The sequence below is a fragment of the Microbispora sp. NPDC004025 genome, assembly GCF_053604425.1.
On the sequence record NZ_JBSGHN010000001.1, the window covers coordinates 660,037 to 684,944 of the forward strand.

Annotated in this window: 28 protein-coding genes; 12 read left to right on the forward strand and 16 right to left on the reverse strand. The window is 70.8% G+C overall.

Translation table 11 applies throughout. From position 1 onward, the window contains the following. Positions 1-103: 103 nt before the first annotated feature. Positions 104-715 (reverse strand): class I SAM-dependent methyltransferase, encoded by a 612-nt coding sequence (locus tag ACWEQG_RS03235; protein WP_452281309.1) that lies wholly within the window; start codon positions 713-715, stop codon positions 104-106. A 4-nt stretch (positions 716-719) separates the two neighbouring features. Beyond that, positions 720-1,592: a LysR family transcriptional regulator gene (locus ACWEQG_RS03240; RefSeq protein WP_363467563.1), complete on the reverse strand. Its 873-nt coding sequence runs from the start codon at positions 1,590-1,592 to the stop codon at positions 720-722. A gap of 83 nt (positions 1,593-1,675) precedes the next feature. Between ACWEQG_RS03240 and ACWEQG_RS03245 the strand changes: the two genes are divergently transcribed. Further along, positions 1,676-2,902: an MFS transporter gene (locus ACWEQG_RS03245; RefSeq protein ID WP_452281311.1), complete on the forward strand. Its 1,227-nt coding sequence runs from the start codon at positions 1,676-1,678 to the stop codon at positions 2,900-2,902. 11 nt (positions 2,903-2,913) lie between these two features. Here ACWEQG_RS03245 and ACWEQG_RS03250 read toward each other — a convergent pair whose 3' ends face one another. Beyond that, the gene (locus tag ACWEQG_RS03250; RefSeq protein WP_452281313.1) at positions 2,914-3,312 is read right to left on the reverse strand and encodes a hypothetical protein; all 399 of its coding nucleotides are present in this window, start codon (positions 3,310-3,312) and stop codon (positions 2,914-2,916) included. A gap of 91 nt (positions 3,313-3,403) precedes the next feature. Here ACWEQG_RS03250 and ACWEQG_RS03255 point away from each other — a divergent pair, with 91 nt between their 5' ends. From ACWEQG_RS03255 to ACWEQG_RS03270, 4 genes are all read left to right on the forward strand, one after another. Further along, the gene (locus ACWEQG_RS03255; protein WP_452281314.1) at positions 3,404-3,943 is read left to right on the forward strand and encodes a hypothetical protein; all 540 of its coding nucleotides are present in this window, start codon (positions 3,404-3,406) and stop codon (positions 3,941-3,943) included. 242 nt (positions 3,944-4,185) lie between these two features. Next, positions 4,186-5,121 carry a hypothetical protein gene (locus ACWEQG_RS03260; RefSeq protein WP_452281315.1) on the forward strand — a complete coding sequence of 312 codons (936 nt, stop codon included), beginning with the start codon at positions 4,186-4,188 and terminating at the stop codon, positions 5,119-5,121. A 260-nt stretch (positions 5,122-5,381) separates the two neighbouring features. Next, positions 5,382-5,891 carry a hypothetical protein gene (locus tag ACWEQG_RS03265; RefSeq protein WP_452281317.1) on the forward strand — a complete coding sequence of 170 codons (510 nt, stop codon included), beginning with the start codon at positions 5,382-5,384 and terminating at the stop codon, positions 5,889-5,891. Positions 5,892-6,260: 369 nt separating this feature from the next. Continuing rightward, the gene (locus ACWEQG_RS03270) at positions 6,261-7,208 is read left to right on the forward strand and encodes an FG-GAP repeat domain-containing protein (RefSeq protein ID WP_452281319.1); all 948 of its coding nucleotides are present in this window, start codon (positions 6,261-6,263) and stop codon (positions 7,206-7,208) included. 237 nt (positions 7,209-7,445) lie between these two features. Here the strand turns inward: ACWEQG_RS03270 and ACWEQG_RS03275 are convergent, their stop codons facing one another. The 3 genes from ACWEQG_RS03275 to ACWEQG_RS03285 form a co-directional block, all read right to left on the reverse strand. After that, positions 7,446-7,634 (reverse strand): hypothetical protein, encoded by a 189-nt coding sequence (locus tag ACWEQG_RS03275; RefSeq protein ID WP_452281321.1) that lies wholly within the window; start codon positions 7,632-7,634, stop codon positions 7,446-7,448. A 299-nt stretch (positions 7,635-7,933) separates the two neighbouring features. Continuing rightward, on the reverse strand, positions 7,934-9,358 hold the full coding sequence (gene glnA / locus ACWEQG_RS03280; RefSeq protein ID WP_363467549.1) for a type I glutamate--ammonia ligase: 1,425 nt from the start codon (positions 9,356-9,358) through the stop codon (positions 7,934-7,936). Positions 9,359-9,527: 169 nt separating this feature from the next. Further along, entirely contained in the window at positions 9,528-10,577 is a 1,050-nt protein-coding gene (locus tag ACWEQG_RS03285) for a hypothetical protein (RefSeq protein WP_452281323.1), read from the reverse strand. A gap of 129 nt (positions 10,578-10,706) precedes the next feature. Here ACWEQG_RS03285 and ACWEQG_RS03290 point away from each other — a divergent pair, with 129 nt between their 5' ends. Next, positions 10,707-11,168: an RDD family protein gene (locus ACWEQG_RS03290; protein ID WP_363467544.1), complete on the forward strand. Its 462-nt coding sequence runs from the start codon at positions 10,707-10,709 to the stop codon at positions 11,166-11,168. An 18-nt stretch (positions 11,169-11,186) separates the two neighbouring features. Here the strand turns inward: ACWEQG_RS03290 and ACWEQG_RS03295 are convergent, their stop codons facing one another. Both ACWEQG_RS03295 and ACWEQG_RS03300 read right to left on the reverse strand, forming a co-directional pair. Next, a complete protein-coding gene (locus tag ACWEQG_RS03295; RefSeq protein ID WP_452281324.1) occupies positions 11,187-11,843 on the reverse strand; it encodes a response regulator in 657 nt (218 codons plus the stop codon). 3 nt (positions 11,844-11,846) lie between these two features. Next, positions 11,847-12,860, reverse strand: coding sequence for a HAMP domain-containing sensor histidine kinase (locus tag ACWEQG_RS03300; RefSeq protein ID WP_452281326.1), 1,014 nt, complete (start codon positions 12,858-12,860; stop codon positions 11,847-11,849). 172 nt (positions 12,861-13,032) lie between these two features. Between ACWEQG_RS03300 and ACWEQG_RS03305 the strand changes: the two genes are divergently transcribed. From ACWEQG_RS03305 to ACWEQG_RS03320, 4 genes are all read left to right on the forward strand, one after another. Next, the gene (locus ACWEQG_RS03305; RefSeq protein WP_452281328.1) at positions 13,033-13,704 is read left to right on the forward strand and encodes an SPFH domain-containing protein; all 672 of its coding nucleotides are present in this window, start codon (positions 13,033-13,035) and stop codon (positions 13,702-13,704) included. A 33-nt stretch (positions 13,705-13,737) separates the two neighbouring features. After that, positions 13,738-14,013, forward strand: coding sequence for a hypothetical protein (locus tag ACWEQG_RS03310; RefSeq protein WP_363467534.1), 276 nt, complete (start codon positions 13,738-13,740; stop codon positions 14,011-14,013). Positions 14,014-14,057: 44 nt separating this feature from the next. Further along, on the forward strand, positions 14,058-14,516 hold the full coding sequence (locus tag ACWEQG_RS03315) for a CBS domain-containing protein (protein WP_363467532.1): 459 nt from the start codon (positions 14,058-14,060) through the stop codon (positions 14,514-14,516). Positions 14,517-14,798: 282 nt separating this feature from the next. Beyond that, positions 14,799-16,085, forward strand: coding sequence for an SLC13 family permease (locus ACWEQG_RS03320; RefSeq protein WP_452281330.1), 1,287 nt, complete (start codon positions 14,799-14,801; stop codon positions 16,083-16,085). A gap of 9 nt (positions 16,086-16,094) precedes the next feature. Here the strand turns inward: ACWEQG_RS03320 and ACWEQG_RS03325 are convergent, their stop codons facing one another. The 4 genes from ACWEQG_RS03325 to ACWEQG_RS03340 form a co-directional block, all read right to left on the reverse strand. Then, complete coding sequence (locus tag ACWEQG_RS03325) at positions 16,095-16,892, reverse strand: class I SAM-dependent methyltransferase (RefSeq protein WP_452281332.1); 798 nt, start codon at positions 16,890-16,892, stop codon at positions 16,095-16,097. 5 nt (positions 16,893-16,897) lie between these two features. Continuing rightward, positions 16,898-17,569, reverse strand: a complete 672-nt coding sequence (locus ACWEQG_RS03330) for a DUF4191 domain-containing protein (protein WP_363467525.1) — start codon at positions 17,567-17,569, stop codon at positions 16,898-16,900. Between the two features lie 29 nt (positions 17,570-17,598). Beyond that, the gene (gene lipA, locus ACWEQG_RS03335; RefSeq protein ID WP_363467523.1) at positions 17,599-18,540 is read right to left on the reverse strand and encodes a lipoyl synthase; all 942 of its coding nucleotides are present in this window, start codon (positions 18,538-18,540) and stop codon (positions 17,599-17,601) included. A gap of 135 nt (positions 18,541-18,675) precedes the next feature. Beyond that, the gene (locus tag ACWEQG_RS03340) at positions 18,676-19,848 is read right to left on the reverse strand and encodes a hypothetical protein (protein WP_452281334.1); all 1,173 of its coding nucleotides are present in this window, start codon (positions 19,846-19,848) and stop codon (positions 18,676-18,678) included. Between the two features lie 81 nt (positions 19,849-19,929). Between ACWEQG_RS03340 and ACWEQG_RS03345 the strand changes: the two genes are divergently transcribed. After that, positions 19,930-20,583: a TetR/AcrR family transcriptional regulator gene (locus ACWEQG_RS03345; RefSeq protein WP_452281336.1), complete on the forward strand. Its 654-nt coding sequence runs from the start codon at positions 19,930-19,932 to the stop codon at positions 20,581-20,583. Further along, positions 20,580-20,867, forward strand: coding sequence for a DUF6204 family protein (locus ACWEQG_RS03350; protein ID WP_363467515.1), 288 nt, complete (start codon positions 20,580-20,582; stop codon positions 20,865-20,867). The genes ACWEQG_RS03345 and ACWEQG_RS03350 overlap by 4 nt, the downstream gene beginning before the upstream one ends. 3 nt (positions 20,868-20,870) lie before the next feature. On the opposite strand, the gene lipB is transcribed toward ACWEQG_RS03350, so the two are convergent. The 4 genes from lipB to sucB form a co-directional block, all read right to left on the reverse strand. After that, on the reverse strand, positions 20,871-21,539 hold the full coding sequence (gene lipB, locus ACWEQG_RS03355) for a lipoyl(octanoyl) transferase LipB (RefSeq protein WP_452281338.1): 669 nt from the start codon (positions 21,537-21,539) through the stop codon (positions 20,871-20,873). Between the two features lie 5 nt (positions 21,540-21,544). Further along, entirely contained in the window at positions 21,545-22,285 is a 741-nt protein-coding gene (locus tag ACWEQG_RS03360; protein ID WP_363467512.1) for a Type 1 glutamine amidotransferase-like domain-containing protein, read from the reverse strand. Between the two features lie 34 nt (positions 22,286-22,319). Beyond that, entirely contained in the window at positions 22,320-23,210 is an 891-nt protein-coding gene (locus ACWEQG_RS03365; RefSeq protein ID WP_452281340.1) for a TIGR01777 family oxidoreductase, read from the reverse strand. Positions 23,211-23,381: 171 nt separating this feature from the next. Next, positions 23,382-24,887, reverse strand: coding sequence for a 2-oxoglutarate dehydrogenase, E2 component, dihydrolipoamide succinyltransferase (sucB, locus tag ACWEQG_RS03370; protein WP_452281342.1), 1,506 nt, complete (start codon positions 24,885-24,887; stop codon positions 23,382-23,384). Positions 24,888-24,908 lie beyond the last annotated feature (21 nt).

Genomic DNA, 24,908 nt, shown 5'->3' on the forward strand with positions numbered 1-24,908 from the left:
GTCCGCCCACAACCACCTGCCGACCGCGCCGGGCAGCGACGACCACAGGCGGCTCAGCGACAGGCCGCGCCGCGCCATGCGACCGCTCCGCCTCGCGGTGCCGCTACTCGGGCTTCGTCCAGGTGAGGGAGTACCGGCGGAGCACGTGCCGGCGGTAGCGCACGCCGGGCAGCAGGCGGTGTGCCGCGGCCCGCACCTGCTCGTAGCTCATCCGCGGTGCGGCCACCGGCATCCCCTCCGGCTCCCGCGCGCGGCGCAGCACCTTGGTGATCCGTACGACCGGGGCGGCCGCGATCGTCGCCGCCCAATCGGCCGGGGACGCCTCACGGGCCAGCCCGACCACCACCAGCGTGCCGCCGGGCCGCAGCAGTTCGCGCATCCGGGTGAGGGCCGCGTCGAAGTCCATATGGTGGATCGCGGATACCGAGCAGACGAAGTCGTAGCTCCTGAAGGGCAGGGTGGCGACGAGGAGGTCGCCCTCGACGAAGGTGAGCTCCGGCTGTCCGGCGGACAGCTCGCGGGCGCGCGCGATCATCTCCGGTGACCTGTCGAGGCCGGTGACGCGCTTGGCCCGGCCGGTGAGCTTGCGTGCGAGCAGGCCGTCGCCGCAGCCGACGTCCAGCGCGTCGCCGCACCCCTCCGGTACGGCGCGGAGGATGCCCGGATGCCGGGCGACATTGGTGTTCCAGTACGGCTTCAGGCCGGCCTCGTGCATCCGATCATGGTAGGGCGGGCGCCATGACGAAGTCCCGGAATCGGACGGCGGGGGCGGCCAGGGCGTGGTCGGTACGCCACGTGAGGCCGATGGTGCGCCTGGCGGCCTCCGCCGCGATGCGGACGCCGACGGTCCCGGACTGGCCGGCGAAGGGTTCGGGGACGATGGCCACGCCGAGCCCGGCCGCGACCAGGCCCTCGATGGTGGCGAGATCCTGGCTCTCGAAGGAGACCGCGGGGGACACCCCGGCGTCGCGCAGCAGCGCGTCGACCAGGGCCCGGTAGCCGAAGCCGACCGGCGTGGTGACGAGTTCCTCGTCCGCCAGCTCCCGCAGCTCCACCTCCTTCCGGTCGCGTAGCCGGTGGCTCGGCGGCACGACGAGCACCAGCCGCTCCTCCTGCAGGGGGTGCCAGCCGAAGTCGCCCGACGGGCGTGGGGACACGATCGCGAGATCGGCGGCCCCCGTGCGCAGGTCCCGCACGATCTCGTGCGCCGGCTCCTGGCGCAACAGGATCCGCATCCGGGGCGCGTACTCGTGGAAGGAGCGCAGCAGCCGGGGGACGAGAGAGGTGGCGATGGAGTCGAGGAAGGCCAGGCGCACCACGCCGGCGTCCGGGTCGAGCAGGCTCCGGAGGTCGGCGAGGAGCTGTTCGTAGCGCGCGGTGAGGTCGCGTGCGGCCGCCACCACGAGTGCCCCGTTGGGCGTCAGGTGCACGCCGTCCGGCGCGCGCTCGAACACCCGGGTGCCGAGTTCGGCCTCCACCCTGGCGAGGGCGCGGGAGAGCGTCGGCTGGCTGGTGCGCAGGACGGCGGCGGTGTCGGTCACGTGCTGGTGGTCGGCGAGGGCGACCAGCCAGGACAGGTCCCGGAGCAGCATGCCCGCCATCATACGCATGACGCATCGAAACTGGCCTTTCACCGCATTGGACGCATATCCCCAGGAAGTGCACAGTCGTGGAGGTGACCGCTGTTCTTGAGACCTCCGCCATGGAAGGACACCTGCCGGGGACCGCCGGGTACCGGCGCGTCGTGGTGGCGCTGTTCGCCGCCGGGGTGGCGACCTTCGCGCTGCTCTACAGCACGCAGGCGATCCTGCCCGAGCTCGCCGCGCAGTTCGGGGTGTCCACCGCGGAGAGCACGCTGAGCGTTTCGCTCACCACGCTCGGGCTCGGCGTCGCGCTGCTGGTGGCCGGTCCCCTGTCCGACGTCGTCGGACGCACTCGGCTGATCCACCTGTCGCTGACGGCGTCCGCCGTCGTCGCGGCGGCGTGCGCGCTGGCCCCCGGCTGGCCGGCGCTCGTGATCCTGCGGCTGCTCCAGGGCCTCACGCTGGCCGGGCTCCCCGCCGTCGCCACCGCCTACCTGCGCGAGGAACTGCACCCGTCCACGCACGCCCGCGCCGCCGGTCTGTACGTCGGCGGCACGGCGCTGGGCGGGATGGCGGGCCGCCTCCTGACCGGCGGGGTCGCCCAGGCCGCCGGCTGGCGCTGGGCCCTGGCCGCGGCCGCCGCCCTCGGTCTCCTGTGCGCCCTGACCGTAGGCGTGCTGCTCCCGGCCTCCCGGCGCTTCGTCGCGGCCCCGGCGGGCGTCCGCGCACTCCTGCGCGGGAGTCTGCGCGCGCTGTCGGACCGCGGGCTGCTGGCGTTGTACGGCATCGGCGGCTGCTCGATGGGGGCCCTGGTCGCCGTGTTCAACACCCTGGGCTTCCGGCTCGCGGGCGCGCCGTTCGGCCTCGGTCTCGGCGCCGCCGGCCTGATGTTCCTCGTCTATCCCGTGGGCTCCGTCAGCTCCGCGGTCTTCGGCCGGCTGGCCGACGCCCACGGACGCCGCACCGTGACGCCGCTGGGCTGCCTGCCGGCCGTCGCCGGCGTCCTGGTCACGCTGTCGTCCTCGCTGCCGGTCGTGGTCGTCGGCCTCGCGCTCCTCACCGCGGGGTTCTTCGCCGTCCACGGGGTGGCCAGCGGATGGGTCCCGGCCCGGGCGCACGCGGGCGGGGTGTCCACGGGTCAGGCCGCCTCGCTCTACCTGTTCACCTACTACCTCGGGTCCTCCATCTTCGGCAGCCTCGCGGGCCACGCATGGACGGACGCCGGGTGGCCGGGCGTCGTCGCCCTCGCCGTGCTCCTGCTCACCGCCACCGGCGCTCTCACGCTCCTGCTGCGCAGGACCCCCGCCCTGGGGAAGTGACGCTCCCGTCGTCACCGGGAGCCGCGACGCAGGCGAAGGTCGCCCCCGAAGGCTTCCGCGATCACGCGTCCCGTCTCGAAGACGAACTCCGCCTCCACCCACTGGGTGGGATCCTCGGGGTCGAATCCCTTTCCCACCCGGACGAGTCGCTCGCCGACATGCCGGACGAAGGGGACCTCTGCAGGTGCCCGGACGATGTCCACACGGCTGCCGAGCTCCTCCATCACGTAGCTCTCTCCCGGCTCGTCCGGCGTGACGCGCAGCGCCCAGTCGGCGGTGTCACGGACCACGACGGTCGTCGTCTCCAGATGGAGCCACACGTGCAGGAGTTCGGGGGCGTCGGATTCGTGGGTGAACAGGGCCGCCGTGACCGCGGTCAGACGCAGGCCCTCCAGGGCGGACAGATCCATCACCCCACCGTCCAGGGCCGGAGCCCGCACTACAACCGATTTGCCATTCCGCGATCGATCTTGTCGGTGGCGGTGTCTACGCTCTCCGCTCATGCATGACGATCAACAGCGGACCGTGCGCCTGCAGGTCGAAGTGGAGGACTGCGGTGTCGCCTACCTGGCGGACGATGAATTCAGCGAAGGTGTGGAAACGCCGGCCCAGTCCGCTCGGATCATCGAGGTCGAGAAGGGCTTTGCCACCCTGCACATCACCCACCAGTGGGGACCGGCCCATTTCACGGTGACGGTCGCCGACCGGGATCCGGGGGCGGACCGAGAGGGTTACGAGGACATCGTGGAGGTCAGCTACGTGACCGGGGCGGGCCGATTGGCGATGACCGGGTTCAGCTTCGGAGAGCATGTCATGTGCCCCCTGCCCGCTCTCCCGGCAGGGCCGGGGGCTTATCGCATCCGGTACCACGTCAAGGGCATGGACACCGAGGGCACGCAGGACACCGTCGACGACCATTACCTGCAGATCTGGCCCGCGCCCGTCGGGGATCCCGTCGTCGTCAAGGCCACGACCGAAGCGTTCGAGTACTTTCTCGACCCGGAGAAGTACGAGCGGAGGCACGGGGAAAACGCCGGATGAACCGGCTCGGCCACATCGGCCCGCACCTGAGCGGGGAGCGCACACCGGCGGACACGTCGCCGAGGGTCGGCGGTCGCGGGAAATCCGGATTATGCGGGAACGCCGAAGTGCCGGTCGTGCTCGCCTGCGGAAATGCTACGCTGCGGCACCGTTGAAGATCATGATGTCCGAGTCCGTTTTCTCGAAGGTATGCATTGATGCGCCGATTACCAGTCCTCTTATCCGCCGTACTCGTCGGTCCGGTGGCGACGCTCACCGTCCCGGCCGCGGCCGAAGCCGCGGTTCCCGATGTGGTCCGAGTCGTGCAGAACCAGCTCGCCAGGGGCGCGAGCGTGAAGTTCACCCAGTACGGCGCCGTCTACTTGGGTGCCAGGAACAAATATGACGGTCACCAATCCAATTCGTACCGCTTCACCCTCCTGCAGAACGGAACGCTGCTTCTCGGCAGGCGTGGCGTCGCCGCGGTGGGCACCACGCGCCAGGTGCGGTTCAACCGCTATGAGCTCCCCCTGGTCAAGGAACGCGCCGCCGGAGGCGATCTGGTCTCGCAGAGCCTGATCGCGCAGAGTCAGCCGCAGCGCTGGGTCAACACGAACGGCCGGTTCTACAGCACCGGACGCCTGTGGACCGCGGGACTGCCCAAGGGGAAGACCTGGGCGGCGCGCGGCGCGCGCACCGCTGGAGCCACTGCCTTCGGCGACCAGGTCGTCAACATCTTCGAGATCTCGACGCTCAAGGCACTGATCGCCCATGCGGACAGGCGGACGTTCAACGTGCCGAACCCCTCCGGCAAGACCCCCGACCTCAAGGTGATCGGCTTCTACGACGGCACTATCACGTTCGCCGAGCTCTACCGGCTCTCACCCACGTTCCGGGAAGTGGCGGGGGACCGACCCGACCCGGATTACGCGAAACTGGTCCTCAGGTGGAGCATCACCTTCGACAGGCGGGGTCTTCCACTCAAGGTCACCTCAAGCTGGAGCACTAAGGAACAGAAAAAGCACTTCAGCAGAGGCGGCGCCAGCATCGATTTCGAGTCGTGGGGTTCGACCACGGCCATAGCGGCACCCAGACCGTCTCAGACCGGTGTCGTCCGTGCTCCCGCCGGAGGCCTGCCGGAGTTCGACGACATGGTGGAGATCATCAGAGAGGACGCTCGGCCGACCTTCAAACAGTGAAAAGTGATCACACAGGAAGACTTCGATCGTCAAGGCCAGAATCGCGCCGACTGTCCATGATCACTTTCTCACAGCCGCACAAACGGATCTCGGACAGTTGGTGTGGTTTGACGGCCTGAAGTGAGCGGACGAGTCGGCCTGTAGGCCGGGTTCTTCTCATTCTCGATCCGCGTCATCAGCTTGAGAATAGGTTGCGATCACGCCGCGCGGACACGGGGAACGCGGCCGACGTTGTGCGACACCTTTGGAGAGAGTCGACCATGGTGAATCTGCTCGCCAGTATGGTGGAGATGATCAGCCTCACCCCTGGCGACGATTTCGTCATCACCGAGGTGACGGACGGGGAAATCACCGGCGACCCCGGTCCCGGGGGTGGGGCTCCCCTCGTCGGTCCCGGCGTTCACGCGGGCCCTAGCGGCCTTATTCTGACCAGCCGGCTCCCTTTTCAGACCAGCCGGATGGTTGAAAAGAGCGACCACTTCGTCCGGTACGAGCTGTGGGACGGCCCTCCGGAGCCTTTGGAGTCCTGGGCGGAGCTATGGAACGGCGAACTGCGGATCGATTCGGGGACGATCGTCCTCTCGGAGTACTCCTCCGAACATGAGCCGGAAGAATTTGAGCCGTTCGACCTAGGGGAGACTGGCCTTTCCTGGTCGGTTCGCGTGCTGACCAAAGTCATGACCAATACCGAGGAGCCGGACTTCCCACGTGACGCTTACCAGGTCCAGCTCTACCGCCTCCAACTATGGCGGCCCGGCCTGACGCCCTGACCACTTCCCAATCGGAGCCTTCGGGGACAATCGCGGACGCGCGTGCTGGCCATCCGGGAGCCGGAGCGCCCCCGCCGGGGCGCCACCACGCGCCGCGCGGCACCGGCGACTGTTCCAGCCCGGCCCCACCGCCCGGGAAGAGACCCTGTTCTGTCGCGCGGCGGCCCGCTCCACTCGTCCGCGCCAGCCGCCCGGCGGTGCCGGGCCCAACTCGACCAGGCGGGCCACCGCGGCCGTCACGGTCGTCACCGGCATGCGTAGCGGGGGGCGCCCGAATGTCACCGCGCCACCGTCTCGACACCTGAGACGGCCGCCGCCTAAGATCGATTCAGGCACTCACCCTCGTTTAGCTTTCACGCTGCTCCGAGAATGCGATCCTCGGCGCAGATCTTTGTCGCGTCAGCATCGGAAGAGGAATACGTGGTGCAATTCGCTCAGCGCCCGTCGAAAGTCCGTCGCGCCACAGCGATTCTCCTGATGACAGTCGTCGCGCTGGCGATCTCCCCGCCCGCGCGCGCGACCGCGGATCCCACAATTCACCTGAGAGGGGTGACGGACTGGGACGGGGACGGCCACCAGGACCTCATCGCCATCGACAGCAGCACCGGCTACTTATGGCTCTATCCGGGCGAGAGCAAGCGCGGCTACAGCAGTCAGCAACGGGTGAGAATCGGCAACGGCTGGAACGATTACTACGTCCGCGGGATGACGGACTGGGACGGGGACGGCCACCAGGACATCCTCGCCATCCAGCGCAGCACCGGCCTGTTGTGGCTCTATCCGGGCGAGAGCAGGCGCGGCTACAGCAGGCAGGAACCGGTGGTAATCGGCAACGGATGGGACGGGTACTACATCCGTGGACTGGCCGACTGGGACGGCGACGGCCACCAGGACATCCTGGCGCAGTACCAAGGCAATGGGCTGTGGCTCTACCCCGGCGAGAGCAAGCGAGGCTACAGCAGCCAGCCAAGGGTGTGGGTCAGTAAGGCGGACGGTGCCATCTATTACTACCGGTGGGTGGCGGACTGGGACGGCGACGGCCACCAGGACATCATCGCCAACGGTCGCCTGAACGATCTGTTGACTCTCTATCCCGGTGAAAGTGTCCGAGGCCTCAGCACTCAACCGCCGGTGCAGATCGGTAACGGCTGGCAACGGTATTTCGTCGCCAGCGTCGCGGACTGGGACGGCGACGGCCACCAGGACATCATCGCCATCAATTACGACACTTGGGACCTGTGGCTCTACCCCGGCGAGAGCAAGCGCGGCTACAGCAGTCAACCACCGGTGAAGATCGGCAACGGCTGGATAGGCTAGCTACTCCAGCGACGGTTCGCGATCTTCGCGGCCCAGGTGGCACGAGAACGGCCACCACGTGATCATTCGGAGTTTGTGAAGCCATCTGAAGATCGCGTGATGGCCGTGGCCGACAGCGTAGACCCTGACCACTAGCCGGCCGCCGGGAGCGTCAGCGGGAGGCGGCGGCCTGCCGGCCGGCTCCGCGGCCACTGTCCGGCCAGAACCGGCACGGGGGCGCCCGTGCCGACATGTCGGCTACCGCCTCTGAACGCGGTACCGCTGAAGCAGCGCCGTGATCTTCTCGCTGTTCTTGTCACCGTTCAACTCGCCCAGAAGGTCGTAGGGGCAGAGATCATAGAGGTCACCCCACCAGCGACGGGCCTTGTTGTCCCAGATCCGGTAGCCGCCGGGCACGCCCCTGGCGACGTATCGCCTCCTGCTCACACGGACAGAGTAGGCCCGGCACAACATCTGGTTCGATCACTGGCATCGCTCGCGAGCGTGCTGCTGCCGGATGCGTCGACCTGCACGGCCTAGCCGCATCTCCTGCTTGACGTGGACTCGGGGGGTCACGCGCCGGACGCGCACCCACCTGGTGCCGCTGGAGGAAGGCATGCGAAAGGCCATCGCTCGTGCCGACGGTGCGGCGCGGCCGATGGCCTTTCCTGCGGACGTGAGTGCCCTGAAGGTGCCCTGAACGGGAGGCGTACGGCCCCTCCCGCCCAGGTCGACGGCTCAGAGGATCACACGTCGTAGTAGAGCTCGAACTCGTGCGGGTGCGGGCGGAGGCGGATCGGGTCGACCTCGTTCTCGCGCTTGTAGGCGATCCAGGTCTCGATGAGGTCCGGCGTGAACACGCCGCCCTCGAGCAGGTAGTCGTGGTCGGCCTCGAGCGCGTCGAGCACCTTCTCCAGCGAGCCCGGCACCTGCGGGATGTTGCGGGCCTCCTCCGGCGGCAGCTCGTACAGGTCCTTGTCGACCGGCTCCGGCGGCTCGATCTTGTTGCGGATGCCGTCGATGCCGGCCATGAGCATGGCGGCGAAGGCGAAGTACGGGTTGCAGGACGGGTCCGGCACGCGGAACTCGATGCGCTTGGCCTTCGGGTTCGAGCCCGTGATCGGGATGCGGACGCAGGCCGAGCGGTTGCGCTGGGAGTAGACCAGGTTGACCGGGGCCTCGTAGCCGGGCACCAGGCGGTGGTAGGAGTTCACCGTCGGGTTGGTGAAGGCCAGCAGCGACGGGGCGTGCTTGAGCAGGCCGCCGATGTAGTAGCGGGCCATGTCCGACAGACCGGCGTAGCCGACCTCGTCGTAGAACAGCGGCTCGCCGTCCTTCCAAAGCGACTGGTGGCAGTGCATGCCGGAGCCGTTGTCACCGAAGATCGGCTTGGGCATGAACGTGACCGTACGGCCCGCCTGGATGGCCGTGCTCTTGATGATGTACTTGTACAGCATCAGCTTGTCGGCCGTCTCGAGCAGCGTGCCGAACCTGAAGTCGATCTCGGCCTGACCGGCGGTGCCCACCTCGTGGTGCTGCATCTCGGTCTCGATGCCGGCCTCGATGAGGTTGCGGACCATCTCCGAGCGCAGGTCGGTGAAGTGGTCCATCGGCGGGACCGGGAAGTAGCCGCCCTTGTAGCGGGGCTTGTAGCCCAGGTTGCCGCCCTCGGAGGCCTTGCCGGTGTTCCAGGCGCCCTCGATGGAGTCGATGTAGTAGTAGCCGGCGTTGGCGCGGGTCTCGAAGCGGACGTCGTCGAAGATGTAGAACTCGGCCTCGGGCCCGAAGAACACGGTGTCCGCGATGCCGGTGCCCTTGAGGTACTCCTCGGCCTTGCGGGCGACGTTGCGCGGGTCACGGCTGTAGGCTTCGCCGGTCAGCGGGTCGTGCACGAAGAAGTTGATGTTCAGCGTCTTGTGCTGACGGAACGGGTCGAGCACGGCCGTCGTCGGGTCGGGCAGCAGGAGCATGTCCGACTCGTGGATGGCCTGGAACCCGCGAATCGACGAGCCGTCGAACATGAGGCCGTCGGTGAAGACGTTCGGGCCGAAGTTTTCGGACGGGAAGGTGAAGTGGTGCGTCGTCCCCGGCAGGTCCGTGAACCTGACGTCGACGAACTGCACACCCTCGTCCCGGATGAACTTGAGGACGTCATCGGCGGAGTTGAACACTCTCGAACCTCCCAGGGGCATGGGCTAGCAACCCGAAAGTAGGCCGGTGCCGTTTCCGCCCCGTGTCTCGACTGTTTCGCGCGTGTTAAGGGAAAGCGCTACCCAGGCGGTCGCGGCGATAACGTCGGCCCGCCGTTCCCCGCTCTCCATCGTACGGCCTTCTCGCAGGTCAGGTGCCCAACGCGGCCGGACAGCGCGGCCCGCCGGAAACGCCGGAGAGGCCGGAGACGCGGTCGTAGGGATCGACGGGCTCGCCGGACGGCCGCGCTCCCTGGGGGTCGCCGGGGAATCGCGGATGCACGAAACCGTCATTCGCGTCGCAATTGGCGCCGAAGAGGGTCGAATTATCCGTGGCAAGCCAGACGACGAGTCTGCCGTTCTCCTGATACGCGGAGAACTCGCTTCTGTGGTGCTCGACGACCCTCGCCACGATCAGGGGCGCGCCGGGGCGGCTGACCGGGTGGACGAACAGGTAATCCGCCGTGATCGTGACGCCTCCGCCGGCCCTCTTGGCGATCGTCGTCTCGCCGGAGACCTTCACGACGTCTCCGACCGGCTCGGCCGTGCCCGGGGCGAGGCTGAACAGCCAGGACCGGGTGCCGGTGGGGCCGCCGTCGCCCAGGCGGCGCAGGAACGCCTCGCGCTGCCGGGGATGCAGCAGGCGGGCGAACGCCTCCGGGCGCTCGCCCCGCACTGTGGCCGGGTCGAGGTGCGCGGCCGACAGCAGCCGCCGTACGCGCAGCAGGGCCTGGCCGACCTCCTCCTCGGTGAGCCCGCCGAGCGCCTGCGCCGCGGGCATGACCAGTCCCTGCTCGCCGTCGGCGTACCCGGTGGCGGGGGTCCCGGCGAAGGGGCCCGCGGACGGCGCCGGGACCGGCCCGTGGTCGAACAGGCCCTCCTCGCCGTCCGGAATCGGCGTGAGCACGGGCCCGGGCCGGGCGACCACCGGGCCGGAGACGACCACGTCCTCGCCGCCGCCGGCGGCGGACGGACGGACGACGCCGAGCCTTTCCAGGACGTCGGGCCGCAGGACGACGACGAGTCCCACAAGCACGACCAGGCCCGCGATCGCCGCCGCCACGGCCGGGCGGCGTCGCCGTGCCGGCGCGAACGAGGCCGTCCCGGCCGCGGCGGTCATTCGCCGGATCTCGTCCTCGTCGAACTGCGCGACCAGCGCCTCGAAGCGCGCGTCGATGTCATCGGGGTCCGCCGGCCGCACGGTTCCCTCCAAAACGCTCAGGTCGGAAGCGACTCACCATACCGGGATTTCATGCGATGGCCTGCCCATGATCTCCGGCTTCGCGGCCGGACGCCAGACCGGCGACCCTCCCCGATACGCTGGGAAACCATGAGTGACCGGCAGCCGCGTTGGACGCAGACCTGGCTCGGGGGCCCGCGGGCCGCCGGGGTGGACCTGGGCTACCCGGGGGAGCGCCTCGGCCTGCCCGAGCAGGGTCCCGGGGCGGTCGCCGGGTGGGGACGCAGGATCGGCGCCATCGTCGTCGACTGGCTGGTGTGCACCTGGGCCATCGCCGCGGGCCTGCTGCGCGTGCAGGGCGACGACCTCGGCGCGGTCGGCCTCGGGGTCTTCGCCGCGGAGTACGTCCTTCTCGTCGGCACGATCGGCATGACGCTGGGGATGCGCCTGTTCGGCATTCGCGTGGCCGGGCTCGACGGCGGGCGGCCGCGCCTCCTCGGCGTGCTGGTCCGCACGCTGCTGCTGTGCCTCGCCGTGCCCGCGCTGATCTGGGACCGCGACCGGCGCGGCCTGCACGACCGTGCGGCCGGAACGGTCGTGGTCAACCTCTGACACCGCGGGAGACCTCGGTCAGGGCTCGACGAGGCCGGCGCGGATGGCGTACCGGGTGAGTTCGAGCCGGTCGCGCATGCCCAGCTTCTGCAGGATGTTCGCGCGGTGCCTGTCCACGGTCTTCACGCTGATGAAAAGCGTCTCCGCGATGTCCTTGGCCGAGTTGCCCTCGGCGATGAGCTTGACGATCTCCTCCTCCCGGGGCGTCAGGATGCTGTCCGGCATGCGTTCACCCTGCCGGGCGCGCTGGAGGTAGTCGCGGATGAGGGCGGTGACCGCGCCCGGGTAGAGGAAGGGCTCCCCGCGCATCGCCGCCCGGCAGGCGTCCAGGAGGTCCTGGTCGGCGACCGACTTGAGCACGTAGCCCGAGGCGCCGGCCTTGAGCGCCTCGAAGAAGTACTGCTCGTTGTCGTACATCGACAGGATCAGTATCCGGACCTGGGGCGCGAGCCGTGAGATCTCACGCGCCGCCTGGATCCCGGTCATCCGGGGCATCGCGATGTCGAGGATGGCGAGGTCGATCTCCTCCGATCGAACGGCCTCGACCGCCTCGGCGCCGTCGGCGGCCTCGGCGACCACTTCGAGATCGGGCTCCGCGTCGAGGATCAGCCGCAGTCCGCGCCGGACCAGCGCGTGGTCGTCGGCCAGCAGGATACGGGTTTTGGGGCTTCCCACGGATCAGCTCTCCTTCACCGCGTGTGGGGGTACGACCAGTCGCACGTCCGTGCCGCCGCCGGGCGGGGAGTCGACGGTCAGCCGGGCGCCGATGAGAAGGGCGCGCTCGCGCATGCCGCGGATCCCGGCGCCCTCCTTGCGGACACCTCCGCGCCCGTCATCGGCGATGCGGAGCGTGAGCTGTCCGTTCTCCTGCGTGAGCGACAGCTCCGCATGACGGGCCTGCGAGTGCCTGGCCACGTTCGTCAACCCCTCCTGCGCGATCCGGTAGAGGACGAGTTCGACCTCGCCGCTGAGGGCGGGCAGGGCGGGGTCGACCTCACGGGTGATCGCGATCCCGCTCGCCTGCGAGAAATCGCTGCTCAGCGCGCTCAGCGCACTGTGCAGGCCGAGATCCTCCAGGACTCCGGGCCGCAACCGCCTGGCGACCTGCCGCACCTCGTCCAGGCTGGCGCGGACCGTCTCCTGGGCGGAGCACAGCTCCTCCCGGAGCTCCTCGGGCGCACGGTCGACGACGCGCTTGAGCGACAGCAGCGCCACCGTGAGGCTCTGGCCGATCTCGTCGTGCAGCTCGCGCGCGATCCTCTGCCGTTCTCCCTCCTGCGCGGCCAGCGCGTACGCGCTGCTGGCGCTGCGCTCGGCTTCGAGACGTTCGAGCATCTCGTTGAACGTGCCGATCAGCTGGGCGAGATCGCCGTTGCCGCTGTCGGTGAGCCGGTCGCCCGCCCTCAGCAGGTCGACCCGCCGCATGAGAGTGGTGAGTGCGCCCAGCGGGGCCAGGCTCTTGCGGATCAGCAGCGCGTTGGCCGTGATGATCAGGGCCAGCCCCACGGTCAGGACCGGGATCTCGGCGAGCAGGACCGGTGACGACACCGTGGCGGGGGAGAGCGCGAGCACGAACGTCCCGACGGTGAAGACCAGCCCGTTGATCGCGAACAGCCGCCAGAACAGGGCGCGGGCCGGGTGCCGTGCCCGCGCCGCCGCTCGGCCGCTCTGCGGGTCGGTGCGCTCGTTCACGGCTCACAGCCTGCTCGTTCTCGTACGCCGCTGTCCATGCGGGCTGCCCCCCATCGCGCGGGCCTCCCTACATGTCATACCTCTCCCGATATGGGTGCCGCACCCGATGGTGGTGAGCCGCGCCGTCTCGAAGACTGGAACACAGGAGACGACGGACGGAAAGGGGGACGCGATGACGCCTGCAGGCCTCGGTTCCCAGGCGCCGCTCGCCGCGTGGGCGGTCGTGGCCGGAGTGCTTCTGGTCGTGTCGGCCGTCGCCGCGCTCCGCGTCGTCAAGGAGGGAGAACGACTGGTGGTGTTCCGATTCGGCCGCCTCGCCGCGGTCAAGGAGCCCGGCCTCGCCGCCGTGCTGCCGGGAGCCGACCGCGCCGTACGCGTCCCGCTGGGTCCGGCCTTTCTCGACCTGCTGTGGCTCGACGCCGTGACCGCGGACGGCGTCGCGGTGACCGTGAACGGCACCGGGCTGGCGTCCGTGCGGGATCCGGCCGCGTACGCCCTGGACCCCGGCCTGTCGGAGTCGGCCACCCTCGCGACCACGGAGGCGGAGATCCGCGCCCACGTCGCGGAACGCGACCTGGTGGAGCTGGCTCAGCCGACCGGCGAGAGCCTGCGCGACCTGTCGGCGAGGATCAGCCGCCGCACCCGCGAGTGGGGCGTCGAGGTGACCGTCGTCGACCTGCACCGCGTCGAGGTGCGGCTCAAGGCCGATCTCGTCCGCTGGGCCGAGGGTTACGCGGCCCGGGCGGAACGGGCCCGTGCGGAAGAGGCCCGTGCGGGAGAGGCCCGTGTGGGAGAGGCCCGTGTGGGAGAGGTCCGTGCGGAAGAGGCGCGGAGCGGGTCCTGATCCCGGCCCTGTCACCGATCGGAGGTAGCTGAGATGGACGTGACCCGCGCCACCCTGCCCGGCGTCGCGGCCGTGGTGCACCAGTGCGTCACCCGCGACGGACAGCGCTTCGGCGTGCTCGTGGAGAAGTCCGGTCGTCGCCGGCTTCTCGTCTACGACTCCGCGGAGCCCGACACGCCACTGCAGGCGATCAACCTGGACCAGCGCGAGGCCGACCAGCTCGCCGACATCCTGCACAGCAGGCCGGTCCTCGATCGGCTCGCCCATCTGGAACGCCGCTTCGCCGAGTTCGTGGAGGCGGCCCGATGACCACGACCGAAACCGTCCGCCTTCCCGATCGATGTGATGACCTGATGCAAGCGCGCGATGTCGTTGTGAACCTGCCGACGGTGACCGTCCACGACTCCGTCGCCCGGGCCGTACGGATCATGGTGCTGAACCGGATGCCCGGATTGATCGTGGTGGACGACAGGGGACGGCCGGGATGGGTGCTTCCCGGCACGCAGGTCCTGCGTCTCGCGGTTCCCGGTGCCTACCAGGAGGATCCGGCGCTCGCCCGGGCGATCGACGAGGCCCACGCCGACCGCTTCTGGCAGGAACTGGCCGGCATAACGGTGGGAGACTGCCTGCCGTCCCAGCCGCCCAGGCCGGTGACGGTGTCCCTCGACGCGACCCTGCTCGAAGTGGCCGCCCTCATGACCCGGCTTCGCAGCCCCATCGCCGCGGTCGTCGAGCGCGACGGCACCCTGGCCGGGGCGATCACATTGGAGCGGCTGCTCACCAGCCTGGCGCTCGTCCCACCGGGTGAGTGAGCGCCCCAGACAGGTCGCGGGCCGCCCGCACCCTCAGCTCGGCGCTCGTCCCGCCGGGTGAGTGACCGCCGCAGGCGAGTCGCGGGCCGCCCCGCATTTCTCTTCGGCCGCAGACCCCGTCGCGTCCGTTCGCGCCGCGTCGCGTCATGCGGCATTTCCATGATCCGGAGGTTCGATCATTCACCGCTTCACCATGCCGTCCTCGCGGCGCCGTCCCATCCGGACGCCGTGCCACGATCCCGCCCGCCGTACGCTCGTCGCCGGACCCCCGGGGCGCCGCACGTGAGCGCGGTCGTCTCCTTCGCGATCTTCCTGGTGGCCTTCGTCTTCATCGCGTCGGAGAAGGTGCACAAGGTCAAGGTGGTCCTCATCGCCGCCGGCGCGATGGCCGTCCTGGGGCTGATCCCCGGCGACGAGGTGTTCTTCTCCGAAACCGCGGGCATCGACTGGAACGTCGTCTTCCTGCTGCTCGGCATGATGATCATCGTGGGGATCGTCAAACAGACGGGGGTCTTCGACTACCTCGCCATCTGGGCGGCGAAGAAATCCCAGGGCCGGCCGTACCGGCTGATGGTCATGCTCATGGTGATCACCGCGGTCGCCTCGCCGTTCCTGGACAACGTCACGACGATCATGCTCGTCGCGCCGGTCACCGTGGTGGTCTGCGACCGGCTCCGCGTCCCGGCCCAGCCGTACCTCATCGCCGAGGTCCTCGCGTCCAACATCGGCGGGGCGGCGACACTCATCGGCGACCCGCCCAACATCATCATCGGCAGCCGCGCCGGGCTGACGTTCAACGACTTCCTGGTCCACATGGCGCCGATCGTGGTCGTCGTCTTCGTGGTGTTCGTGCTGCTCACCCGGGTGCTCTTCCGCAAGTCGTTCCGCTACGACCCCGAGCGGGTCGCGGCGGTGATGGCGCTGCAGGAACGGCGGGCGATCACCGACCCCCGCCTGCTCGTGCGGTGCCTGATCGTGCTCGGCGGGGTGGTCGCCGGGTTCTGCCTGCACGCCGTGGTGCACGTGGAGCCGTCGATCGTCGCCCTGGTGGGCGCCGGGGTGATGCTGCTGGTGTCCCGCACCGACGTGTCCGACGTCCTGCGCGAGGTCGAGTGGAGCACCCTGGTCTTCTTCATGGGCCTGTTCGTGATGGTCGCCGGACTGGTGAACACCGGGGTCATCGCGACGATCGGCGGCTGGGCCGTCGGCGCGCTCGGTGACGACTACTTCCTCGCGGCCACGGCGCTGCTGTTCGGCTCCGGCGTGCTCGGCGCGTTCTTCGACAACATCCCCTACGTCGCCACGATGGTGCCCGTCGTCGAGGAGATGGTCGCCCAGGCTCCGGACGCGCAGACCGGGCAGGCGCTGTGGTGGTCCTTCGCCCTGGGGGCCGACTTCAGCGGCAACGGCACCGCGGTGGCGGCCAGCGCCAACGTCGTCGCCATCGGCATCGCCGCCCGCACCGGTCACCGCATCGGCTTCTGGCAGTTCACCAGGTACGGCGTCCTCGTCACCGCGCTGAGCATCACGATGGCCTGGGTGTACGTCTGGCTGCGCTACTTCGCCTGACGCCGGGTCCTACGACACGGGCCGCACGCACTGGAAGATCGCTGTGCCGGGCAGCAGGCGCCCGCGCAGCGGACTCCAGCCGCCCCACGTGCGGTCGTGGCCCGGTGGCCACTCCGGCTCGGTCAGCCCGGTGAGCACGAGGCCGGAGGCGGCGATCAGGCCCACCCAGTCGCCCATCGTCCGGTGGTGCTCCACGTACGACGGCTCGCCGTCCTCGCCGAACTCCACGTAAGGCGACCGGTCGAAGTAGGGGCGGTCGGCGGTCAGGCCGCGCGGGCCCGGATCGTCGGGGAAGGCCCACCGGACGGGGTGGCTGACGGAGAACACGAACCGGCCGCCCGGCCGCAGCACGCGCCGCACCTCGGCCAGCACCGCCCCGGCGTCGGCCACGAACGGCAGCGCGCCGTAGGCCGAGCACGCGAGGTCGAACGACCGGTCCGCGAACGGCAGCGTCTCGGCGTCGGCCTGGACGACGGGCAGGGTCACCCCGGCGGACATGTCGATCCGCCGGGAGTGCTGCAACTGCCGGTAGGACAGGTCGACGGCGGCGACCGAAGCGCCGCGCCCGAGCAGCCACCGGCCGCACTGCCCGGCGCCGCAGCCGATCTCCAGGACCCGGCGCCCCGTCACGTCGCCCAGCAGCCGGGCGTCGGCCTCGTCCAGCCCCTCGGGGCACCACACGAAGCCGTCGTCGCGCAGGAAACCGCCGTGCTCGGCCTGGTACTCGTCGGCCGCGCCGTCCCACCAGCCCCGGTTGGCCCGGGAGGTCTGCGACCGGGAGACCGGCCGCCTGCCCACGAGGTCCAACGGCGTCAGCGCATCTTCGGGCCGCGCGGCATCCGGGCGCCCTTGGGGATGGGGCCCTTCGGCATCGGCATGGCCGGGGTGAGCGCGCGCATCCGGTTGTTGACCTCGGACACCGCGCCCTTCTTCAGGTTGCGGGGCAGCTTCATCACGTGCCGCTGCAGCTTGGCCAGGGGGACCTGGCCCTCCGCGTCACCGCACTGGATGTCGTACACGGGCACGTCGACCGCGACCCGCTGCACGCGCTTCTTCTCCGCGACGAGCATGCGCTGCACCCGGTTGGGCGGGCCCTCGGAGACGAGGATGACCCCCGGATATCCGACGACCCGGAAGACGAGGTCCTGGTCGCGGTTGACCGCGACCGGCTTCTCCTCGACGTACCAGGTGCCGCGCAGGCTCTGCAGGATCGCGTACGTCGCCCCCGGCTGGCCGTGGAGCAACGAGTACTGCGACCGCTGCGCGAAGCGGCTGAAGACGATCATCCCGACCAGTACGGCGGCGAAGACGCCGAACACGATCCACGTCCAGCCGAAGATCACGCCAAGGACGATGAACAGGACGAGCGTGCCGAGAGCCGACGCGTAGACGATCGGCATACCCTTGGGGTTCGCCTGCTGAATGATCTGTGCGACCATCCGGAGCTGCTTGAGGCGCCCCGGAGACGCTGCGTCTTTCGCCATGGTGTGAAGGATACAAACGTCGAGCTGACTTAATGAAAACGAGACTCGCCAACGCGGGCGGCGACGGCCTGCTGGTAGAGGCGGCCGGCCCGGTAGGACGAGCGCACGAGCGGGCCGGACATGACGCCGGCGAAGCCGATCTCCTCGGCCTCCTGCTGGAGCTCCACGAACTCCTCGGGCTTGACCCAGCGGTCCACGGGGTGGTGACGCGGGGTCGGACGCAGGTACTGCGTGATCGTCACCAGGTCGCAGCCGGCCTCGTGGAGGTCGCGCAGCGCCTGGGTGATCTCCTCGCGCTCCTCGCCCATGCCGAGGATGAGGTTCGACTTGGTGACGAGCCCCGCCTCACGGGCCATGCCGATGACCGCCAGCGAGCGCTCGTAGCGGAACGCCGGGCGGATCCGCTTGAAGATCCGGGGCACGGTCTCGATGTTGTGCGCGAAGACCTCGGGCCTGCTGGAGAAGACCTCCTCGAGCTGGCCGCGGTCGCCGTTGAAGTCCGGCACCAACAGCTCGACTCCGCACCCGGGGACCGCCTCGTGGATCTGCCGGGCGGTCTCCGCGTAGAGCCAGGAGCCGCCGTCGGGCAGGTCGTCACGGGCGACGCCGGTCACCGTGGCGTAGCGCAGGCCCATCTGGCGCACCGACTCGGCGACGCGGCGCGGCTCGTCCCTGTCGTACTCGGCGGGCTTGCCCGTGTCGATCTGGCAGAAGTCGCAGCGCCGCGTGCACTGGTCGCCGCCGATGAGGAAGGTCGCCTCGCGGTCCTCCCAGCACTCGGAGATGTTGGGACAGCCCGCCTCCTGGCACACCGTGTGCAGCCCGGCGCCCTTCACCAACGACTTGATCTCGTTGAAGTTGGGGCCGTTGCGCAGCCGCGTCTTGATCCACGGCGGCTTCTTCTCGATGGGGGTCTGGCTGTTGCGCACCTCCAGGCGGAGGAGCTTTCGGCCTTCAGGAGCGACGGTCATGCGACATCCTTCGCAGCACTCCGCGGCAGCGGTCCGCGGGCCCGGGGTCCGAGCGGGGGCACGGGGCCCGGCGCCGTACGCGGGCCTGCGTGCCTGTCGGAACGCTCGTTCACGAACCCAGCTTATTACCTGCCTTCAGGTGATCCGGGACAGCTCCAGGACGGCGCGGGCGAGGTGACGGGACAGCTCGGCGTCGATCCGGTCCGACTCGCCCGGGCCGAGGCCCACCGTGCCGTCCTCGACGCCGGCCGATTCGAGCAGGACGGCCCGCAGCGCCGTCGGCGGCTCCGCCTGCCGGCTCGTCTGCTCGGCGAGGGAGTCCTGCCTGCGCGCGGCCACGAGGCCGGGGGAGGCGTCCCTGGAGAGCACGGCCCGGCGGATCTCCTCGGCCGTCTCCCCGCGCCTGGCCGCCGCCATGACGGGGGTGAGGCGGCTTTCCGCCGTGGTGAGGGCGTCGGCGTACTCGGCGACGGCACGCGACGAGACGGCGCGGGCCGCGACCTGGTCGGCGTAGTAGACGGCGTGCTGCGACTGGGCGGAGACGAGCCGGCGCAGCGCGAGCTCGGCGAGGAACAGCGGCCACGCCAGCACCCAGCCGGTGATCTTGCCGATCGCCTGTGACGCCATCCTGCCCCCCGGGACGGTGCTTCTCATATCGAGCAGGGGGTCGCCGTAGTCGCGGTAGCGATCCACCCGCACGCCCGTCAGCGCGTGCCGCCATTCCCGCGTGGTGGCGAGCGCCGACGGGACCAGCAGGCCGCGGCCGGGGTCGCCGCTGACGTCGCGCGCGAGCTCCGCTCCGAGCATGCCGGCCCGCTCCCGCGGCGTCAGGGTGAGCAGCAGCGGGAGGCCGACGAGCAACACGGGCCGCCGTCGCAGCCCGGGCCGCAGGCAGGCGCACTGGAAGAGGCGGTCGTGCAGGTAGATCGCGGCGGGTGGCGCCGCCCCGACCGCGCCGGCGATCCGGTCGGCCGCCTCGAACAGGGCCGGTGCCTCGGCCCTGGTGACCTCCTCGGCGCCGTCCGGGAGCCGGATCGTCCGGGGCCTGGTCCAGATCGCGATGGCGATGGGCACGCTGCCGCACAGCCAGCCGATCACGTTGCCCTTCCAGCCGGCGACGATGAGGACGCCGCCGGCCAGGAGGGCGGCCGTCACCGCGTGGACGACGGCCGACACGGCGTTGGTGAGCAGCCGGGCGGCCGGACCGAGCCGGTCCAGCCGCCGGCCCCGGAGCCGGAGGAACCGTCTCCTGGCGTCACGGGGAAGCAGGTCGGTGCGGATCTCGCCGGGGGGTGCGGACGCGTTCATTTCGCGAGTATCTCCGAGGCCGCCGCCCCCGGCGAGACCCTGAAAGTGCAATCCATTGCAATTTTACAGTAGGGTCCAGAAATGGCCGAGGGGTTGCGGGAGCGCAAGAAGCGGCGGACGCGACAGCGCATCGCCGAGGTGGCGGTCGGGCTGTTCGTGGAGCGCGGATTCGGCAACGTCACGATGGCCGAGGTCGCGCAGGCCGCCGAGGTGTCGGTCAACACCGTCTACAACTACTTCCAGGCCAAGGAGGACCTCGTGCTCCCGCCCGAGGAGGCGTCGCCCCGGAGGCTGGCCGACATCGTGCGGGAGCGGCCGCCGGGCCGGTCGGCGGCCGTCGCGGTGCTGGAGCGCCTGCGCCGGGAGATACACGGGCGCGAACGCACGGTGGGGCTGAGCGCGGGATTCGGGCGCGTGCTGGAGATGATGCGGGCCGCCCCCACGCTGACCGCCCGGCTGGAGGACCTCGGCCGCCGGATGACCGACGAGCTGGCGGCCGAGCTGGCCGAGGAGACCGGCGCGGACGCCGGCGATCCGCTGCCGCGCGTGGTCGCCTGGCACATCGGCTGCCTCCACTCGCTCGTCTACGCCGAGATCGGGCGGCGCACGACGGCGGGGGAGAGCCCGGACGCCATCGCGGCCGCCGTGCTGGAGCTGCTCGACGTCGCCGAGAGCCTCCTGGGCGAGCGGGTCCGCGACTACGCCGTACGAGAGGGACGACCGTGTTCAGAGTGACGATCAGAGGAAAGTTCAAGGGCCTCGACGACGCCGGCCGGGCCGCCGTGACGGCGGCCGGCGGCGCGGCCTACACCGAGGGCGGCGCGTTCACCTGCGACGCGAGCGTGTCCGCCTTCACCTTCCGCTGCCAGGTGCCCGCGGGGCCGGACGACGGCGAGGACGAGGCCGCGCTCGGAGCGCTGGCCGCGCTGGACGCGCACGGGCATCCGTACGAGATCCTGCGGGTCGCGGTGACCGACATGCGCCAGATCAAGATCCGCCGGAAGGGCCGCGGCGCGTAGCCGTCAGGCGATGTCCTCCTCGTACAGGTCGTACGGCTCCTGGCCGAGGGCCTCGGCGAGACGCTTGCCGGCGAACGGGATGACCTCGTCGACCGTGATCCGCCTGCCGGTCTCGGCCGACAGCGACGTGACCCCGGCGTCGTCGCCCGTGATGCGGGTGTACCAGCTCAGGTCGTTGACGCAGTTGAGCGCGAAGCCGTGCATGGTGACCCCGCCGGAGACCCGGATGCCGATCGTGCCGAGCCTGCGGTCGGGCAGCCCGTGCGCGGGGTCGCCGGGCACCCACACCCCGCCGGCGCCCTCCACCCGGCGCGCCGTCAGCCCGAAGTCGGCGCAGACCTGGAGCAGGACCTCCTCCAGCGCCCGCACGTAGGAGACCACGTCGCCGATGCGGATGATGGGGTAGCAGACGAGCTGACCCGGGCCATGCCAGGTGATCTTCCCGCCCCGGTCCACGTCGATGACCGGCGTGCCGTCCACCGGCCGCTCGTGCGCCAGGGTCCGCTTGCCCGCGGTGTAGACGGGGGCGTGCTCCAGCATGAGGCACAGGTCGGAGATCTCGTCGGCCGCCCGCCGGGCGTGCAGCCGCCGCTGCAGGGTCCAGGCCTGCTCGTACGGTACGTCGACGCCCAGGCGGACGATGGCCACGCCCTTCAGGTTCCCATCGCCCATCACGTTCACAGCGTAGAGGTGAGCAGCCGGGGCTCGATACGCAGCTCCTTCACACCGGGCCCGTCCCGCTCGATCCGGTAGGCGTACCCCTCGGGGTCGATGGTCACCGCCTGGATGAACTCCGTGCCCACGTAGTGCAGCGCCACGCCCTCGTCGGCGGCGTACCCCTCGGGCAGCTCGCCCGACGCGACCGACTCGTGCAGCAGCGTCCGCCGCTGGGGGTCGGAGTTGTAGTGGACGCCGCAGGAGTAGGGGAGCAGGCCGAGACCATCGGCCCAGGGCCGCAGCGCCGGCCCGAACGAGTCGGTGTTGCCCCCGACATGCCAGCACAGCGCGCCGGCGCTCTGCCCGGACAGCACGATTCCCGCCCGCCACGCCTCGGCGAACGCCTCGTCCAGGCCGTGCAGCCGCCACAGCGCGGCGAGGTTGGCGACGCTGCCGCCGCTCACGTAGATCGCGTCCTGCTCCAGGATCCACTCGCGGGGATCCTCGACGTTCGGCATCGGGAAGACCGTCAGATGGCTCACCTCGACGTCCCAGCGGGCGAACGCGCCGTACATCCTGAGCAGCCAGTCGGCGTCGTCGCCGGTGGCGGTGGCGAGCAGGCCGAGCTTGGGCCGGTCCTGCCCGGTCAGGTCGAGGACGTAGCGCAGCAGCGCGGTCGGCTCGATGAAGCCGTACCGCTCGGTCTGCCGGAACGACCCACCCCCGATGGCGACGATGTGCGACTGCCCGATGCGGCTCATGCCCACCACTTCCGTTCCCGGGTCCAATGACTTCTCAGAGTACGGCGGCCAGCGCCTCGCCGACGGTGGGATGGGCGAACCGGTGGCCCGCGTCGAGCAGCCGCCGGGGGAGCACCCGCTGCCCGGCGAGCAGCGCCTCCTCCGCGAACTCCCCGAGCGCCAGGCGCAGCGCGAACCGCGGGGCGGGGACCGGCATCGTCGGGCGCCGCAGCGCCTTCGCCAGAGCGGCCGTGTATTCGGCGTTGGTCACCGGCTCGGGAGCCGTGAGGTTCACCGGCCCGGCCAGTTCGTGCGCCAGCAGGAAGCGGACCGCGTCCACCCAGTCGGGCAGCGAGATCCACGAGACGTACTGCCTGCCGCTGCCGAGCACGGCGCCCGCGCCCATCTTGAAGATCGGCAGCATCCGGGCGAGCGCGCCGCCCCGGCCGCTGAGCACCATGCCGCTGCGCAGCAGCGTCACCCGCGCGCCCGCCTCCGCGGCGGGCTCGGTGGCCGCCTCCCAGCCGCGCACCAGATCGACGAGGAAGCCCCGGCCGGGCGGTGCGGACTCGTCCACCGCCCGGTCGCCGGTGTCGCCGTAGAAGCCGATCGCGGAGGAGGACAGCAGCACCCGCGGTCCGCCCTCGGCGCGGGCCAGCGCCTCTGCGAGGGTCCGCGTGCCGTTGACCCGGCTGTCCACCAGCTCCCGCTTGTACGCCTCGGACCACCGGCGGTCGCCGATCCCGGCGCCGGCCAGATGGACGACGGCGTCCGCGCCCTCCAGCGCCCCGGGGTCGAGCACGCCGTTCGCCGGGTCCCAGAAGCGCTCACCGGGCCCCGCGGGAGTGCGGCGCACCAGGCGGCGCACCTCGTGCCCGTCGGCGCGCAGCGCGTCGACCAGGGCCGTTCCGAGCAGTCCCGAGGAGCCCGTCACCACTGTCGTCATTGTCTCCACGTATGGATCATTACCCCCGGAACGGGCGGCTGCGCGGCGCGCACGTCCTTCGAAGGCCGCGATCGGGTCTCGACCCGGGCCGGAGACGGCGAGGGCCGCCCCGCGAAACGCGGGACGGCCCCGATGCGTCCGGGCGTACGGCTCGCGCCGGCCCGGGTACGGCTACGCCAGGCCGAGCTGGGCCTCGAAGCGGCCCTCCTCGAGACGGTTCTTGATCGTCGTGAGGAAGCGGGCCGCGTCGGCGCCGTCGACCAGGCGGTGGTCGTAGCTGAGCGCGAGGTACACCATCGAGCGGACCGCGATGACCTCGCCCTCCGGGGTGTCCACGACGACCGGGCGCTTGACGACCGCGCCGGTGCCCAGCATGCCGACCTGCGGCTGGTTGAGGATCGGCGTGTCGAACAGCGCGCCCCGGCTGCCGGTGTTGGTCAGCGTGAACGTGCCGCCGGTGATCTCGTCCGGGCTCACCTTGTTGGTGCGGGTGCGCTCGGCGAGGTCGGCGATCTTACGGGCGAGCCCGGCGATGTTGAGGTCGCCCGCGTTCTTGATCACCGGGACGAGCAGGCCGCGCTCGGTGTCGGTCGCGAAGCCCAGGTGCTCGACGTCGAAGTAGGTGACCTCGTTGGTCTCGCTGTTGATCGTGGCATTCAGCTTCGGGTGCTGCTTGAGCGCCTCGATCGCCGCCTGGGCGAAGAACGGCATGAACGACAGCTTGACGCCCTCGCGCCGCAGGAACTCGTCCTTGGCCCGGTTGCGGAGCTGCGCGATGCGGGTGACGTCGACCTCGACCACGGTGGTGAGCTGGGCCGAGACCTGCAGCGACTCCACCATGCGCTTGGCGATGGTCTGCCGCAGGCGCGACATCTTCTCCGTGCGGCCGCGCAGCGTGGTGTCGGCCTTCACCTCGGGCGCCGGGGCGGAGGCGGCGGCCGGGGCGGCGGGCGCCTGGGCCGGGGCGGGCGCCGCCTGCGGCGCCGCCGGAGCGGCGGCGGCGGAGGCGGCCTGCTCGCGCTGGACGCGGGCGGCCTCGATCACGTCCTGCTTGCGGATCCGGCCGCCGACGCCGGTGCCGGTCAGCGCGTCGAGGTCGACGCCGTGCTCGGCGGCGAGCTTGCGGACCAGCGGCGTGACGTACGGGCTCTCACCGGACGACGGCAGCGGGGTCGGCTCGCTCGGCTGCGCGGCCTGGGCGGGCGCCTGCGGCTGCGGGGCCGGAGCCTGCGGAGCCGGGGCGGGCGCCGGGGGCGCCTGCTGCGGCGTCACCACGGCGGGCGCGGGCTGCGGAATCGACGAGATCGGCGCCGGTGCGGGCTGGGCGGGAGCGGGCTCGGGCGCCGCCGCCTGCGGCTGCGGGGCCGGCTCCGGCTCGGGCTCGGGCTGCGGAGCGGGGGCCGGAGCCGCCGGCTCGGCGGCGGCCGGAGCGGCGCCCGCCTCGGAGTCGATCAGGGCCAGCTCGGCGCCGACCTCGACCGTCTCGTCCTCGGCCACGATGATCTTGGTCAGGTAGCCCGCGGACGGCGAAGGGATCTCGGTGTCGACCTTGTCGGTCGACACCTCGAGGAGCGGCTCGTCGGCCTCGACGCGGTCGCCTTCCTTCTTCAGCCAGCGGGTGACGGTGCCCTCGGTAACGCTCTCGCCGAGCTGGGGCATGGTTACGGAGACCGGCATGGTGTGTCTTCTCTCGCGTTC

Coding starts and splice junctions, on each gene's coding strand:
- ACWEQG_RS03310 (WP_363467534.1), top strand. CDS start 13,738: ATGGACGTGACCCGCGCCACCCTGCCCGGCGTCGCGGCCGTGGTGCAC.
- sucB (WP_452281342.1), bottom strand. CDS start 24,887: ATGCCGGTCTCCGTAACCATGCCCCAGCTCGGCGAGAGCGTTACCGAG.
- ACWEQG_RS03360 (WP_363467512.1), bottom strand. CDS start 22,285: ATGAGCCGCATCGGGCAGTCGCACATCGTCGCCATCGGGGGTGGGTCG.
- lipB (WP_452281338.1), bottom strand. CDS start 21,539: ATGGGCGATGGGAACCTGAAGGGCGTGGCCATCGTCCGCCTGGGCGTC.
- ACWEQG_RS03340 (WP_452281334.1), bottom strand. CDS start 19,848: ATGAACGCGTCCGCACCCCCCGGCGAGATCCGCACCGACCTGCTTCCC.
- ACWEQG_RS03270 (WP_452281319.1), top strand. CDS start 6,261: ATGCGATCCTCGGCGCAGATCTTTGTCGCGTCAGCATCGGAAGAGGAA.
- ACWEQG_RS03235 (WP_452281309.1), bottom strand. CDS start 715: ATGCACGAGGCCGGCCTGAAGCCGTACTGGAACACCAATGTCGCCCGG.
- ACWEQG_RS03240 (WP_363467563.1), bottom strand. CDS start 1,592: ATGCTGCTCCGGGACCTGTCCTGGCTGGTCGCCCTCGCCGACCACCAG.
- lipA (WP_363467523.1), bottom strand. CDS start 18,540: ATGACCGTCGCTCCTGAAGGCCGAAAGCTCCTCCGCCTGGAGGTGCGC.
- ACWEQG_RS03345 (WP_452281336.1), top strand. CDS start 19,930: ATGGCCGAGGGGTTGCGGGAGCGCAAGAAGCGGCGGACGCGACAGCGC.
- ACWEQG_RS03305 (WP_452281328.1), top strand. CDS start 13,033: ATGACGCCTGCAGGCCTCGGTTCCCAGGCGCCGCTCGCCGCGTGGGCG.
- ACWEQG_RS03330 (WP_363467525.1), bottom strand. CDS start 17,569: ATGGCGAAAGACGCAGCGTCTCCGGGGCGCCTCAAGCAGCTCCGGATG.
- ACWEQG_RS03315 (WP_363467532.1), top strand. CDS start 14,058: ATGCAAGCGCGCGATGTCGTTGTGAACCTGCCGACGGTGACCGTCCAC.
- ACWEQG_RS03250 (WP_452281313.1), bottom strand. CDS start 3,312: ATGGATCTGTCCGCCCTGGAGGGCCTGCGTCTGACCGCGGTCACGGCG.
- ACWEQG_RS03265 (WP_452281317.1), top strand. CDS start 5,382: ATGGTGAATCTGCTCGCCAGTATGGTGGAGATGATCAGCCTCACCCCT.
- ACWEQG_RS03365 (WP_452281340.1), bottom strand. CDS start 23,210: ATGACGACAGTGGTGACGGGCTCCTCGGGACTGCTCGGAACGGCCCTG.
- ACWEQG_RS03290 (WP_363467544.1), top strand. CDS start 10,707: ATGAGTGACCGGCAGCCGCGTTGGACGCAGACCTGGCTCGGGGGCCCG.
- ACWEQG_RS03255 (WP_452281314.1), top strand. CDS start 3,404: ATGCATGACGATCAACAGCGGACCGTGCGCCTGCAGGTCGAAGTGGAG.